Here is a 14168-nt window from a genome sequence, read left to right as displayed (position 1 = left end):
CGCGCTGATGCGCGGGTTTTTTTTTACTCGCCGAGCGCCAAGTACAAAGTAGACACGACAAGGAACTAAACCGATGAGCGAGCAAGTCATTATTTTTGATACCACATTACGCGATGGTGAACAGGCTTTACAGGCGAGTTTGAGCGTAAAAGAAAAGCTGCAAATTGCCTTCGCTCTGGAGCGTATGGGCGTTGATGTCATGGAAGTTGGCTTTCCCGTGTCATCTCCCGGCGACTTTGAATCCGTTCAGACCATTGCCCGCAACATCAAAAATAGTCGTGTATGCGGTCTGACCCGCTGCGTCGAAAAGGATATCGATGTCGCCGCAGAAGCGCTGCGTGTCGCAGAAGCCTTCCGTATCCACACCTTCATTGCCACTTCACCGATGCACATCGCCACCAAGCTGCGCAGCACGCTGGATGAGGTAATCGAACGCGCCATTTACATGATCAAACGCGCGCGCAATTACACAGACGACGTTGAATTCTCCTGCGAAGATGCGGGCCGCACGCCAATCCCCGATCTGTGTCGCGTGGTTGAAGCGGCCATCAACGCAGGCGCTCGCACCATTAATATACCGGACACTGTCGGCTACACCATGCCGCATGAGTTCGGCAATATCATCGCCTCGCTGTACCAACATGTTCCGAATATCGATAAAGCCATCATTTCTGTTCACACTCACGACGATCTGGGCTTGGCCGTCGGCAATGCGATGGCGGCCGTTCACGCAGGGGCTCGTCAGGTAGAAGGCACATTGAACGGTATCGGCGAGCGTGCTGGCAACTGCTCACTGGAAGAAGTGATCATGGCGATTAAAACCCGTCATAACCTCCTGAATGTCCACACCAACATCAATCATCAGGAAATTTACCGCACCAGCCAGTTGGTCAGCCAGATTTGCAACATGCCTATTCCTGCCAACAAAGCGGTCGTCGGTGCCAACGCCTTCGCCCATTCTTCAGGTATTCATCAGGATGGCGTGCTGAAAAATCGTGAAAACTACGAAATCATGACGCCGGAATCCATCGGCCTGAAAGAAGTGCAGTTGAACCTGACTTCCCGTTCTGGTCGCGCGGCGGTGAAACACCGCATGGAAGAGATGGGCTATCAGGACAGCGATTACAATCTGGACGATTTGTACTCCGCTTTCCTGAAACTGGCAGATAAAAAAGGTCAGGTGTTTGATTACGATCTGGAAGCGCTGGCCTTTATTAGCCGTCAGCAGGAAGAACCTGAATTCTACAGTTTGGACTATTTCAGCGTTCAGTCTGGCTCCAGCGTGATGGCAACCGCCTCAGTCAAGCTGATCTGTGGTGAAGAAACCCAGTCAGAAGCCGCAACGGGTAATGGTCCGGTAGATGCCGTTTATCAGGCGATCAACCGCATTACGGGTTACCAAATTTCGCTGGTTAAATACCAACTGACGGCCAAAGGACAGGGGCGTGATGCGCTGGGTCAGGTTGATATCGTCGCGGATTATCAGGGGCGTCGTTTCCATGGCGTCGGTTTGGCAACGGATATCGTTGAATCTTCCGCGCAGGCAATGGTAAATGTATTAAACAACATCAAGCGTGCTCAACAGGTAGAAAAAGAAATTCAACGTCTGCAACAGCACAATAACCAACAACAAAACGATAGCAAACAACAAAACAGTCAGGAAACAGTGTGATGACAAAGAGCTACCATATCGCCGTTTTACCCGGAGACGGCATTGGCCCAGAAGTAATGGCACAGGCCCACAAAGTACTGGATGCGGTGCGTCAGCGTTTTGGTATCCGCATTACCACCAGTGAATACGACGTTGGCGGTATCGCCATTGACCGTCAGGGCACGCCGTTGCCGCAGGCGACCGTTGCGGGCTGTGAGCAGGCCGATGCGATCCTGTTCGGTTCCGTGGGCGGCCCGAAATGGGAACACCTGCCACCGGCAGAGCAACCGGAGCGCGGTGCGTTATTGCCTCTGCGTAAGCACTTCAAATTGTTCAGCAACCTGCGCCCTGCACGTCTGTATCAAGGGCTGGAAGCGTTTTGTCCGCTGCGTAGCGACATCGCCGCGAAAGGCTTTGATATCCTGTGCGTCCGCGAACTGACGGGGGGGATCTATTTCGGTCAACCAAAAGGGCGCGAAGGTAGCGGTCAGTATGAACGCGCTTTCGATACCGAGGTATATCACCGTTTCGAGATTGAACGCATCGCGCACATCGCGTTTGAATCTGCCCGTAAACGCCGCAGTATCGTGACTTCCATCGATAAAGCCAACGTGCTGCAAAGTTCTATTCTGTGGCGCGAAATCGTCACGGAAGTCGCTAAAGCCTATCCAGATGTGAAGCTGTCCCATCTGTATATCGATAACGCGACAATGCAGTTAATCAAAGATCCGTCTCAGTTTGACGTGATGCTGTGTTCTAACCTGTTCGGTGACATTCTGTCCGACGAGTGCGCCATGATTACCGGCTCAATGGGCATGCTGCCTTCCGCGAGCTTGAACGAGCAAGGCTTTGGTCTGTACGAGCCTGCTGGCGGTTCCGCACCGGATATCGCGGGTAAAGACATTGCCAACCCGATCGCGCAGATTCTGTCGCTGGCGCTGCTGCTGCGTTACAGCCTGGGTGCGGATGATGCCGCTGAGGCGATCGAAAAAGCCGTCAATACTGCGCTGGCTGAAGGTTACCGTACCGCCGATCTGGCAAGCGCCAGCAACGCGATCGGGACCAGTGAAATGGGCGACGTGATTGCGCGTTTCGTGGCGCAAGGGGCATAACCATGGGTAAGACGTTATATCAAAAATTGTACGACGCGCACATCGTGCATGAAGCGCCGAACGAAACACCGCTGCTGTATATCGACAGGCATCTGGTGCATGAAGTGACTTCCCCACAGGCATTCGACGGCCTGCGTGCGATGGGCCGCAAGGTTCGTCAACCAGGGAAAACCTTCGCGACCATGGACCACAACGTCTCCACGCAGACCAAAGACATCAACGCCAGCGGTGAGATGGCCCGCATTCAGATGCAGGAGTTAATCAAGAACTGTGCGGAATTCGGCGTTCAGTTGTATGACCTTAACCACCCGAATCAGGGCATCGTTCACGTTATCGGCCCAGAACAAGGGATGACGCTGCCGGGCATGACCATCGTCTGCGGTGACTCACACACCGCAACGCACGGCGCGTTTGGTTCACTGGCCTTCGGCATCGGTACATCGGAAGTCGAACATGTGCTGGCGACGCAAACCCTGAAACAGGGTCGTGCCAAAACCATGAAGATTGAAGTCACGGGTGATGCGGCACACGGCATCACCGCAAAAGACATCGTGCTGGCGATTATCGGTAAAACAGGTAGCGCGGGCGGCACCGGCCATGTCGTTGAATTTTGTGGCAAAGCCATTCGTGCGCTGAGCATGGAAGGCCGTATGACACTGTGCAACATGGCTATTGAGATGGGTGCGAAGGCGGGTCTGGTTGCACCGGATGAAACCACCTTCAACTACCTGAAAGGCCGCCAGTTTGCTCCGAAAGACGCCAACTGGGACGCCGCCGTTGCCTACTGGAGCACGCTGGAATCCGATGATGACGCGCAGTTTGACACTATCGTCACGCTGGACGCCGCGCAGATTGCACCGCAGGTCACCTGGGGCACCAACCCCGGTCAGGTTATCGCCGTCAATCAGGAAATCCCTAACCCTGATTCTTTCAGCGATCCGGTAGAGCGCGCCTCTGCCGCCAAAGCACTGGCGTATATGGATCTGCAACCCGGCATTAAACTGACTGACGTGAAGATCGATAAAGTCTTCATTGGTTCCTGTACCAACTCGCGCATCGAAGATTTGCGCGCAGCGGCAGAGATTGCCAAAGGGCGTAAAGTCGCCGCTGGCGTTCAGGCCATCGTCGTACCCGGCTCCGGCCCGGTAAAAACCATGGCAGAGCTGGAAGGGCTGGATAAAGTGTTCATCGAAGCGGGTTTTGAGTGGCGCTTACCGGGCTGCTCCATGTGCCTGGCGATGAACAATGACCGCCTGAACCCTGGCGAACGTTGTGCATCAACCAGTAACCGTAACTTTGAAGGCCGTCAGGGGCGCGCTGGCCGCACCCATTTGGTCAGCCCGGCAATGGCTGCGGCTGCGGCGGTGACGGGTCGCTTTGCCGACGTCCGCGAGTTGAATTAAGAGAGAAACTGACATGGCTAAATTTACTCAACACACAGGTCTGGTGGTTCCTCTGGATGCCGCTAACGTCGATACCGACGCCATCATTCCCAAGCAGTTTCTGCAAAAGGTGACGCGTACCGGTTTCGGCCAACATCTGTTCCACGACTGGCGTTTTCTGGACGATGCGGGTCAACAGCCCAACCCTGAGTTTGTGCTGAACAAGCCACAATACAAAGGGGCGAGCATTCTGCTGGCGCGCGAAAACTTCGGCTGTGGCTCTTCTCGTGAGCACGCGCCGTGGGCGCTGACCGACTACGGTTTCAATGTCGTTATCGCCCCCAGCTTCGCTGATATCTTCTACGGCAACTCGTTTAACAACCAACTGCTGCCAGTGAAGTTGAGCGACGAAGAAGTGGACGAACTGTTCAAGCTGGTTGACAGTCAGGAAGGGATTACCTTCACCGTCGATCTGGAAAATCAGGTCGTTCAAGCAGGCAGCAAACGTTATCCGTTTGAAATCGACAGCTTCCGCCGTCACTGCATGATCAACGGATTAGACAGCATCGGCCTGACGCTGCAACACGAAGCATCGATTACCGAGTATGAAAAGAATCAGCCAGCATTTTTGAACTGATTTGAGATTACGCATAACCGAAAGCCCGCACTTCATTCTGCGGGCTTTTTATTTTGGAAGAATGACGGGAAATTACAGCAGCGCGGCAATAAGATAAAAAGCCAACATACTCAAGAGCACGGCGACCACAATATTTCTGATAAAAAATGAAATCACGATGCTCACCATCGCGCCGAGAAAATAAGGGTTATCAGGAAAAACGCGGATAACGCCATGTTCCATTAAAATAATCGGCCCACAAATCGCAGTGAGTAAACATGGCGCAGAATACTTTAAAGCACGATGAAGTAAAACGGGAATTTTTACCGGTACAGCAGGCTCAAGAAAGATATAGCGATTAAAAAACACGATCCCCGACAGAACGAATATCAATAACCAACTCATTTTTCCTCCTTAAGCACGGACGCGATGAATACAGAGAAAAACATCCCACCGACACCAGCAATAGCGATGGCACCTTCTATCTTGAAATAGGTCAATAGCATCGACAGAAATAGGGAGAACAGAACACCAGAAAAGGTACTGATCTTTTTTATCATCGGTACAACGATGGTAATGAACGTGGCAACGATAGAGTAATCAAGGTGATATTTATCCAAATCAGGCACTGAAGAGGCCATGACCACACCGAGAATGCTAAAGATATTCCAAAAAATATAAAAGGTGAGGCCCGCACCAATTAAATAACTGGCGCTGACATTATTCTTTCTATCTTTCTTTTCACTCAGCGCAAAAAGCTCATCTGACAATAAAAAACCGATAGGCAGCCGTTTTCTTAATCTCAAAGTTGAAACATATTCCCGCAGCGTTAGGCCATATATCAGATGCTGTGCAGTGATAAAGAAAACAGAGATTAATAGCGTCGCGACATTCGCCCCAGACATAAGCAATCCTAACGAGACTAATTGCGCTGCTCCCGCAAAAATAATCGCGGACATCCCAATACTTTGCCCAACAGATAATCCCGATTGGATAGCCATAGAACCGGCGAGAATTCCCCAGGGCACCACCGATAAACAGAGCGGAAGCATTTCAACCACGCCGGTCATAAAGTGTTTCCACGGGCTAATCGTGTCTTTTGATCCCGACGGTGAACGGGCTACGGTGTTTTCCATATAACATTGCACTACCATAAATAAATCGATAGCGAAAAATTAACAAAACGCGTTTTAATAGTATTGGATAAAGTTGCTGTGACTCGGAATAGAGAACGAGCCTATTTATACGTTGCCTTTAGCAAACTCGCCCGGCGTCAGCCCCAACGAATTTTTGAAATGACGATGGAAGTGGCTCTGATCGGTAAAACCACACTGCACCGAAACATCAAGAATAGTATTGCCTTTACGCAATAGATCTTTCGCCTTGCGCAGACGCGCCTGAATTAAATAAGCATGAGGCGTAATGCCGACAACCGCCTTAAACTGCCGTAAGAAGTGCCACACGCTAAGCTCGGCGAGTTCAGCCAGTTCAACAAGCGCCAGTTCTCTCTCAGGATAGCTGTCCATAAAGGCTTTAACGTTCAGTATATTTTGGGTCGCAATCGGCAACAGTTGTGGCGTCAGGCGAGTCTTGCTATAGCGCATCGTCAGCCAGGTTAATGACGACAGCAGCAGCGTTTCTTTCAATAGCATATTGCCCGGCTGAGCAAGCATATTGAAGGTCATGAGCAGTTGTTCCGCCAATCCGGGATCGTGCACAACCGCATCGGGAAACCACGGAACGGAATCTTTAGAGCGCTGAATATCCTGATTAATCGAGTGAAAAAGATCGGGATGCGGATAAATGGCCCGATAGGCCCAGCCAGTTTCTACCTCAGAGCTTCCCGTATGCACATCGTCCGCATTCACCAAAATAATGTCACCTTTGGGCGCAACGTGCTCTGCACCAGAGCGATAAAAGCGTTGAGCGCCCTGCTCAATCACGCTGATGCAATAAGTATCATGAACATGGCGAGGAAAACGCTGCTGGTAGTATTGCGCCTGCAACATATCCAGACCACCGAGTGTCTCCAGGTGTCTGAAATTTGTCTGCTCTTGCGCAATCGGCTTTTTATGCACGCGTTAACCCTCTTGTCATTTGTACAAAATTGCTCAGGCAGAGAAGAAAAATAGGCGATCTTCGTCATCCAGAAACGGTGTACCTTTTCACTGATTCTACCAGAAACGGGTTAGCATCCCCATGCTGGAAAAACAACGAAAAAAAGCCAGCGACAAAAGCCGCTGGCGATCGATGATACATCTCTGTTTTTTTATCGCTTTGGCTTTTTTATCAACGGGATTACATCAGGTGAAACCGGGACACGCCAAGATTCAACCGTTCAGCCTGCTGCTCCAGTGATGCGGCAGACGAGGAGGCTTCCAGCACCAATGTCGCGTTTTGTTGCGTGACCCGATCCATTTCTGATATCGCTAACGACACCTGATTGATACCGCTGCTTTGTTCATCGGAAGCCAGCGCGATCTCATTCATGATTCGGGTAACGTTATTAATTTCAGCGACAATCTCACCCATCGCTTTACCCGCTTCGGATGCCAGCGTCGTTCCCTCTGTCACTCTGGCTTCGGACTCCTTGATCAACGCGGCAATTTCCGTTGCGGCATTAGCCGAACGCTGTGCCAGACTACGCACTTCTCCTGCAACCACCGCGAATCCTTTGCCCTGCTCGCCTGCTCTTGCGGCTTCAACCGCCGCATTCAACGCCAGAATATTGGTCTGGAATGCAATCCCATTAATGAGCGAGATAATCTCAGAAATTTTGTCTGAACTCTTGGCAATACCGTCCATAGAACCGACAACCTGTTCCACAATGCTGCCACCATTTACTGCCTTGGAAGACGTCTCCGTCGCAGCTTTGCTGGCATGATGCGCATTATCGGTATTCTGCTTCACCGCCGCGGTGAGTTGTTCCATACTGGCAGCCGTTTCCGCCAGCGCTGCGGCCTGCTGTTCCGTCCGGGCGGATAAGTCGGTGTTACCGACGGCAATTTTCGTCGAGCTGCTGTGAATCGACTCCGCACTATCACGCACCGAACCAACCGTTTCTGAGAGTGAATCCTGCATTTGCTGGATATTGCCCCCCAAAATACCGATTTCATTTCTTCCCACATCCACACTCGTGCGCGTTAAATCCCCCTGCGCAATCGCCTGTATGCGCGACACCCAATACTGCACTGGGTTAATAATGACCCGGCGAATTAATAAGAACGTCATACCGGTTAGCACAATGGCAAGAATAAACGCCCCCGTCATCAGCGTATATCCCAGCGTTGAATGTCTCTCTGCCGTCACATTAATATTTTTTGCCATCTCAACCCGATAAAGGTAAGACGCTTTCAGCGGCACGTCATACTCATCGTCCAACGTAGACAAGGTTGTCGACTCAAGCGCATTGAGTTCGTCAACATTGCCTCGTTTCGCGATATCAAACATCGGCTTGATACCCCGCTCGACATAATCGCTATAGCGCGCTTTCAGTTCATTATCACGCGCTTGTTCAACGTCAGCGCGAACTGCTCTATTTTGATATCCATTAAACATTTGCTGCGACATCGCCAGCCGTTCTTCGGCGGCTTTCATACTGGCGTTGTAACGGTCCGTAAGACCATTATGTAAGTGGTTCACGGCATGCAGCAAATTCATACGTGCCGCACGCATATGATTCGCGCTATCAACTAACTCCATCCGAACGTTCAATTCCAGCGTTGATTCATTTAATGACAATTCTGCTTGCTTCAAAAAATAGGACGATGTCGCGACGGCTAGGGCAAAAAGCAGTAAAACACCAGAAAAAACAACAATAAAAAGAGGCGTTAGCTTAATGTTATGTACCCCGGAAGTGGGCTGCCAGGATTCTGGTTTTTCGTAAAGCGCTATTGACTGATACGGTACATCGCTCATTTTTACATCCGTCGAGTTATTCAGAAAGTTGCTGTGAAGTAAATTTCAGGTAAGCAAGAAAAAAATAAAACACCGCCACATGTTACATATTAATTAAAGATTGTGACAATCCGCGTTAAATGCAAGAAAAAAAATAGTAACCTATGAAAAATAATTTCATCTATAAGATCACCATCACGAAAAAACGTCATTTTGACGATAATCATTTCAATGAAAAACAATTCATAATGTTAATTATTACATATAGTTATTGAATTATCCGAATTAAGTAATTTGCGTTACGATTTATTATTAATATAGAAACACATTCATAGAATTGTTTAATTTTAATGACAATAGATTTCATCCTAACATTCAATTTTGGGTATTAAATCATCGTTACTTTAGCAATCGCTGAGTACCGCTCCCTGTGGGCATGATCCCTCTCCCGTCCTCTACTTTCTTTTGCGAAGCCGCGCGCAGGCTTATCTACAGCACGCAGGACCACAGTACTCATATGATGAGTATTTGGTCCACGCCATCAGTCTCAGAAAACTACGCAAAGCAAATCCGCCGCAACGTCGATAACGGTCTGGCAATGCAGAAACAATAGAAGATACATACGGTTTAGCGAGGAATTTATGACAACGTATCACTTTTCTCTCACGCTATCGGGTGTTTCCGCAGACACTGCGGGACTAGAAGATGCACTTTTTAGCGGCTGTGATGATGCTCTGGTCTGCTTCTATGGCAGTGCTGTCTATCTCGAATTTGATCGAGAAAGCCCCCATTTTTCTACCGCAGTTATCAGCGCTATTCATGATATTGAGCCTGCGGGTATCCAAGCCAAAGTCCATTCCGTTGATGCGGCCTGGGTTGGGATCAGTGACATCGCAGCCTTATCCACGCTGTCGCGCCAGGCTATTGCGCTTCTCAAAGATGGAAAACGGGGCGCAGGCAATTTTCCCTCTCCGGTTCAACGCTTACGCGGTACATCACCGCTATGGGAGTGGAGTGATGTCACCGACTGGCTAGCTAAACAAAAAAAATACCACAGGAATTAGCCGACAACGCGCGGGGGCTTGCCTCGATTAATCTGGCCTTGCAGATACGCAATGCACACCAGCAGGACGAATTGGCGCGTTATTATGCATTGCTCAGCGAGGGTAAACCATTACGTGAACACTGCCGCTGATCTCTCCCTGCCACAAACCATCAGCGAAAAACCAAAAGGCGATAAGCAGGTCAGCACCATAAAAAAAACCAGCGAGAAAACCCGCTGGTTGGTGAAACGTCACCATTACTCAGAATACATTTTCTCGTACCACCTAGAGCCAATGACGGTATTCATCGTCGGACATTTCGTTCAGGTGCCACTGCGTCGCCTGCTGCAATAATGCAACGCGCTGTTGGGTAGACATCCATCGCAACCACTTCGCTTTACAGGTCGATAAGTAGGTTCGATAGAACTGGGACAAACGGGAAATTGCCATAAGCCACCTCCTCTCTTTCCTTGTTAGAAAGTATCGACGTAATATAGGGAAAGATAAATTGATGACTTTAGTGCAGGGAGTTCCTCTTTTATGTCTTCCCCTCGATTGCAACAACAGTTCATCCGCCTGTGGCAACACTTTCAGGGACAAACCACAGACACCACGCTGCAAGAGCTGACGGGGGTGCTGAACTGCTCACGCCGCCATATCCGTTCATTGCTGAATGCGATGCAGCAAGCAGGCTGGCTCATCTGGCAGGCAGAAGCGGGAAGAGGAAAACGCTCGCAGCTCTCCTTTGTGTATACCGGATTAGCCCTACAGCAACAGCGTGCCGAAGATTTGCTAGAACAGGATCGCATTGAGCAACTGGTGCAGTTGGTCGGTGACAAAGAAGCGGTGCGCCAGATGCTATTGGCTCACCTTGGGCGGAGTTTCCGACAAGGGAAGCATATTCTGCGCATCCTCTATTACCGCCCGTTGCGCAATTTATTGCCCAGTTCAGCACTGCGGCGTTCGGAAATGCATATTGCGCGACAAATCTTTAGTGGATTAACCAACATAAATGAGGAAAATGGGGAACTAAAGCCCGATCTGGCTCATCATTGGCAAGGCCTATCTCCCCTGCACTGGCGCTTTTATCTGCGTCCGGCCATCCGTTTCCATCACGGTCGTGAACTCACGATGGATGACATCACCACATCGTTATCACGCCTCGCGCCGCTTCCGCTCTTCTCCCATATTGAAGCAGTGACCTCACCGATGCCGTTTGTGATTGATATCCACTTACACAGCCCAGATAAGTGGTTGCCGTGGCTGTTAGCCAGCGTACACGCCATGATTTTGCCGCAGGAGTGGCAAACGCTGCCGAATTTCGCCCAACACCCGATTGGCACTGGCCCTTACGCCGTGGTGCGCAATAACAGCAGCCAATTGAAGATCCGCGCTTTCGATGACTATTTTGGCTATCGGGCGCTGATTGATGAGGTCAACATCTGGGTCTTGCCGGACGAGCCAGAAGAAATGCCAGTGTCTGTCCAATTTCAGTCTGATGATTCTCACCATGAGCAGTTGGAAAGTCGAATGGAGGAAGGTGGTTATTTCCTGTTATTCGACAAACGCTCGCCTCTGAATCAGCGTCCAGAAGCTCTGCAATGGCTCAGGCAGATATTTAACCCTATTTCGCTGCTCAGCCACGCCAATACCAGCAACCAGCGCGACTGGTCGCCCGCCTATAGCCTGTTGCCACGCTGGCATCATCATCGTCCCGATACGCCACAGTCCATTCCAGATGGGCTAACCGATGTTACGCTCACGTTTTATCAGGAACACCCAGAGTACCGGATATTAAGCGAGATTATGCGCACGCTGCTGGCGCAACAGGGTGTCACCCTGCGTGTTCAAACCATCAGCTACGAAGACTGGTATCAGGGCAATGCTGAAAGTGATATCTGGTTTGGTAGCCTGAATTGCTATCTGCCGCTCGAATTCTCTCTGTTCGCCATGCTTTATGAGCTGCCACTGGTGCAACATTGCCTGAATGACGATCTAGCGACAGACGCACAACAGTGGCGTAATCACACGCTCCCGATGGCGGAATGGAGTGAAAAACTCATCAAAAGTGGGCAACTGCATCCGTTATTGCATCACTGGCTGCAACTTCAAGGGCAGCGCAGCATGCGAGGCGTCCGGATGAATATGCTAGGCTGGTTTGATTTTAAATCCGCCTGGTTCGCGCCGCCGGAACGCTGAGAACCTTTGAAAATAGGTGCGGGGCACGTTGAATCGCTCCGCACCTTTCTGCCTATTTTTGCAACTGCATTCGTAAGAAATGCTCGACGTCGACCGTCTCGTAACCATTACGTTCATTGAACGTGCCTGATTTGTCCCACCACATGCCCTCACCCAAAGCAAATGCGGCCCGATAGCGCGTCATTGCGTCATCTGGAGCCACCTTCAGATCCCTGCGCAATTTGTCCAGAGTCCATAGTGTCTTCTCAAAGATTTTCCCCGTGACACGCTCAACGACATCGGCAAGTTGCCCGTATGAAATCGTATCACCTGCCACGTAGACCACCTCATTAACCCATCGTGGTTCGGCCAGCAAGATTTCCGTCGTGAGCCAGCCAATGTCTTCGGGGATCGTCACAGTCACTTTCGTATCCCAACTTCCCAGACCATGAAGGATCCCACTTTCCAGATCCACCACATCGAAGGCGGGTTCAAACAGGAAACTCGTGAACATGCCGGTCGAAACAATCACCCATTCGGTACGCAGTTGGCTACGTAGCAACTGTCTCACGTCGTACTGTTCATCAAAAACTGGATGGCCGCTTTTTCGCCCCACAACGTCATAGTCAACGCCAAATTGCCAAGGGAAATAGCGCGTGACGTTGGCAGCCAACACCGCTCTGGTTATTTTCATTTGAGTGCCCGGCCCTGCCACGAACCCCGAACAGTTCAATACCGTCTTATAATGCTTGAAAAGCTCCGTCAGAGCGTATTCATCAGAGGCCAGGTCGAACCCGATAACGTCAACCCCTAATGCACGGAGTTCGGTCAGTGTTGCCATACCCTGATCCGACGGACCGTTAACGGTGTCCGGCGAAACGAGTACCGTGACCGACAACGGCAAGGCTCGCGCACGCGGTGCGAGAGCACGCAATACCGCCATACCGAGCTGCCCTGCGCCAAGCACAAGAATATCTTTCAACGCTGTTCCGCTGTCATTCATGTCTTAATTCCTTCAAAATTTCAAATTATCGCCATCATAAGGAGTCGAGTGCGTTCCCGATGAATTCAGTGTGCTAACATGCCCTGGCCTATTCATACCTGTAACTTTCAGGAAATCCAGAGATCGGGGATTATGTTATACAAAAATGCACGCATGATAAGATTCGCTCAGACCACTTCATAATTTGAAAGAATCGAATAATAAAACACGCTAGCCGCTGTCACGGCAGATACGCTGTCTACACGGTCAGCAACGTTTCATCGCAAAATGGGGAGACATCATCGTATGGATCGGTTTCAGGCCATGGAAACATTCATTCGTGTGGTCGATGCGGGTAGTTTCAAAAAAGCGGCGGAAACCCTGCATGTTCTGCCATCCACCGTCACCCGCAGCATTAAAGAACTCGAATCACATCTCGGCGCTCGGTTACTTAACCGAACGACGCGAGCACTCAGTATTACGGATGTTGGCCTGCGCTATTACGACAGTTGCAAAGCGATCTTACGGGATGTGCACGCGGCGGAAAGCGTAACGGCACAGCAAAAGGAGGAACTACAGGGAACGATCAGAATCGGAGCGACACCTTCTCTGGTCAAAAATTTCCTTATCCCGGCACTGCCCGACTTCTGTGAACGTCATCCTGGAATAAGGCTAGACTTCCACCTGGGTGATGCCACCGTGGATATTGTCCAGCAGGGTATCGATTGTGTCATCAGAACCGGAGAACCACCATTATCACGACTGGTCGCACGACACCTCGGGGCGTTCCATTGGACTATCTGCGCTTCCCCACGCTATCTTGAACAACATGGATACCCCACAACGTTAGACTCGCTCAAAGATCATGTCGCAGTGGGCTATACCCACAGCCGGGCAGGTCGTTCAGTTAGCTGGGGGTTTCACGATGAAGCTCACACCGTAGCAATTCCGCTAGCAGGACAGATCAGCGTAAATGACACCGATGCCTATCTCGCCGCTGGCGTAGCGGGTCTGGGTCTACTACGCATTGCCAGCTATATGGTGCGCCAGCAACTCTCTGATGGACATCTTGTCCGGCTGCTTCCTGATCTCGAAGCACCGCTTGAACCTATTTTCATCCTCTACCCGCAAAGCCGCCACCTCTCGCCGGTTATCCGCGCTTTTATCGACTGGTGTACCGCGCTAATCGCGCAGGAGGCCATGAAATGGTAAATGCCAACAAATAGAACACAAAAGCCTTCACGTTAAGCGAAATTGTGCACCTACTACGGCCACACCACCGCGTCTGAATGGGCATACAAGCCTGG

14 protein-coding genes are annotated in these 14168 nt (G+C 50.6%); 8 read left to right on the top strand and 6 right to left on the bottom strand.

Annotated features, from left to right (window positions below):
* The first annotated feature begins 73 nt into the window (after window positions 1-73).
* From leuA to leuD, 4 genes are read left to right on the top strand one after another with little or no spacing between them, the layout of a single operon-like run.
* Window positions 74-1672, top strand: a complete 1599-nt coding sequence (gene leuA / locus A8F97_RS22545; RefSeq protein WP_014701439.1) for a 2-isopropylmalate synthase — start codon at window positions 74-76, stop codon at window positions 1670-1672.
* Window positions 1672-2763 carry a 3-isopropylmalate dehydrogenase gene (gene leuB / locus A8F97_RS22540; protein WP_011095330.1) on the top strand — a complete coding sequence of 364 codons (1092 nt, stop codon included), beginning with the start codon at window positions 1672-1674 and terminating at the stop codon, window positions 2761-2763. Before leuA ends, leuB begins: the two co-directional genes overlap by 1 nt.
* 2 nt (window positions 2764-2765) lie before the next feature.
* Window positions 2766-4166 carry a 3-isopropylmalate dehydratase large subunit gene (gene leuC, locus A8F97_RS22535; protein ID WP_014701441.1) on the top strand — a complete coding sequence of 467 codons (1401 nt, stop codon included), beginning with the start codon at window positions 2766-2768 and terminating at the stop codon, window positions 4164-4166.
* A 13-nt stretch (window positions 4167-4179) separates the two neighbouring features.
* Window positions 4180-4782: a 3-isopropylmalate dehydratase small subunit gene (gene leuD / locus A8F97_RS22530; RefSeq protein WP_014701442.1), complete on the top strand. Its 603-nt coding sequence runs from the start codon at window positions 4180-4182 to the stop codon at window positions 4780-4782.
* A 72-nt stretch (window positions 4783-4854) separates the two neighbouring features.
* Here leuD and A8F97_RS22525 read toward each other — a convergent pair whose 3' ends face one another.
* From A8F97_RS22525 to A8F97_RS22510, 4 genes are all read right to left on the bottom strand, one after another.
* Complete coding sequence (locus A8F97_RS22525; RefSeq protein WP_014701443.1) at window positions 4855-5166, bottom strand: AzlD domain-containing protein; 312 nt, start codon at window positions 5164-5166, stop codon at window positions 4855-4857.
* Complete coding sequence (locus tag A8F97_RS22520) at window positions 5163-5897, bottom strand: AzlC family ABC transporter permease (protein WP_015731244.1); 735 nt, start codon at window positions 5895-5897, stop codon at window positions 5163-5165. The genes A8F97_RS22525 and A8F97_RS22520 overlap by 4 nt, the downstream gene beginning before the upstream one ends.
* Window positions 5898-6002: 105 nt before the next feature.
* On the bottom strand, window positions 6003-6839 hold the full coding sequence (locus A8F97_RS22515; protein WP_033072153.1) for a helix-turn-helix transcriptional regulator: 837 nt from the start codon (window positions 6837-6839) through the stop codon (window positions 6003-6005).
* A 220-nt stretch (window positions 6840-7059) separates the two neighbouring features.
* Entirely contained in the window at window positions 7060-8679 is a 1620-nt protein-coding gene (locus tag A8F97_RS22510; RefSeq protein WP_025920438.1) for a methyl-accepting chemotaxis protein, read from the bottom strand.
* Between the two features lie 620 nt (window positions 8680-9299).
* On the opposite strand from A8F97_RS22510, the gene A8F97_RS22505 reads away from it, so the two are divergent.
* Both A8F97_RS22505 and A8F97_RS24490 read left to right on the top strand, forming a co-directional pair.
* A complete protein-coding gene (locus A8F97_RS22505; protein ID WP_227001574.1) occupies window positions 9300-9722 on the top strand; it encodes a helix-turn-helix transcriptional regulator in 423 nt (140 codons plus the stop codon).
* Between the two features lie 114 nt (window positions 9723-9836).
* Window positions 9837-10055, top strand: coding sequence for a hypothetical protein (locus A8F97_RS24490; protein WP_033072154.1), 219 nt, complete (start codon window positions 9837-9839; stop codon window positions 10053-10055).
* Here A8F97_RS24490 and sgrT read toward each other — a convergent pair.
* Window positions 9987-10151, bottom strand: a complete 165-nt coding sequence (sgrT, locus tag A8F97_RS25080) for a glucose uptake inhibitor SgrT (RefSeq protein WP_014701448.1) — start codon at window positions 10149-10151, stop codon at window positions 9987-9989. The two genes, A8F97_RS24490 and sgrT, sit on opposite strands and share 69 nt — an antisense overlap.
* A 90-nt stretch (window positions 10152-10241) precedes the next feature.
* Between sgrT and sgrR the strand changes: the two genes are divergently transcribed.
* Window positions 10242-11900, top strand: coding sequence for an HTH-type transcriptional regulator SgrR (sgrR, locus tag A8F97_RS22495; protein WP_033072155.1), 1659 nt, complete (start codon window positions 10242-10244; stop codon window positions 11898-11900).
* 52 nt (window positions 11901-11952) lie between these two features.
* Here the strand turns inward: sgrR and A8F97_RS22490 are convergent, their stop codons facing one another.
* Entirely contained in the window at window positions 11953-12882 is a 930-nt protein-coding gene (locus tag A8F97_RS22490) for an aromatic alcohol reductase (RefSeq protein ID WP_033072156.1), read from the bottom strand.
* Between the two features lie 285 nt (window positions 12883-13167).
* Between A8F97_RS22490 and A8F97_RS22485 the strand changes: the two genes are divergently transcribed.
* Window positions 13168-14073, top strand: a complete 906-nt coding sequence (locus A8F97_RS22485) for a LysR family transcriptional regulator (protein ID WP_033072157.1) — start codon at window positions 13168-13170, stop codon at window positions 14071-14073.
* The last annotated feature ends 95 nt before the right edge of the window (window positions 14074-14168 follow it).

The organism is Pectobacterium parmentieri, assembly GCF_001742145.1.
GTDB lineage: Bacteria > Pseudomonadota > Gammaproteobacteria > Enterobacterales > Enterobacteriaceae > Pectobacterium > Pectobacterium parmentieri.
This window is presented reverse-complemented; position numbering and strand designations above follow the sequence as displayed.

Bases quoted from the DNA above. Each gene is read 5' to 3' on its own strand.
- leuB (WP_011095330.1), top strand. From the start codon at position 1,672: ATGACAAAGAGCTACCATATCGCCGTTTTACCCGGAGACGGCATTGGC.
- sgrR (WP_033072155.1), top strand. From the start codon at position 10,242: ATGTCTTCCCCTCGATTGCAACAACAGTTCATCCGCCTGTGGCAACAC.
- A8F97_RS22525 (WP_014701443.1), bottom strand. From the start codon at position 5,166: ATGAGTTGGTTATTGATATTCGTTCTGTCGGGGATCGTGTTTTTTAAT.
- A8F97_RS22520 (WP_015731244.1), bottom strand. From the start codon at position 5,897: ATGGAAAACACCGTAGCCCGTTCACCGTCGGGATCAAAAGACACGATT.
- leuC (WP_014701441.1), top strand. From the start codon at position 2,766: ATGGGTAAGACGTTATATCAAAAATTGTACGACGCGCACATCGTGCAT.
- A8F97_RS22485 (WP_033072157.1), top strand. From the start codon at position 13,168: ATGGATCGGTTTCAGGCCATGGAAACATTCATTCGTGTGGTCGATGCG.
- A8F97_RS22510 (WP_025920438.1), bottom strand. From the start codon at position 8,679: ATGAGCGATGTACCGTATCAGTCAATAGCGCTTTACGAAAAACCAGAA.
- leuA (WP_014701439.1), top strand. From the start codon at position 74: ATGAGCGAGCAAGTCATTATTTTTGATACCACATTACGCGATGGTGAA.
- A8F97_RS22490 (WP_033072156.1), bottom strand. From the start codon at position 12,882: ATGAATGACAGCGGAACAGCGTTGAAAGATATTCTTGTGCTTGGCGCA.
- sgrT (WP_014701448.1), bottom strand. From the start codon at position 10,151: ATGGCAATTTCCCGTTTGTCCCAGTTCTATCGAACCTACTTATCGACC.
- leuD (WP_014701442.1), top strand. From the start codon at position 4,180: ATGGCTAAATTTACTCAACACACAGGTCTGGTGGTTCCTCTGGATGCC.
- A8F97_RS22505 (WP_227001574.1), top strand. From the start codon at position 9,300: ATGACAACGTATCACTTTTCTCTCACGCTATCGGGTGTTTCCGCAGAC.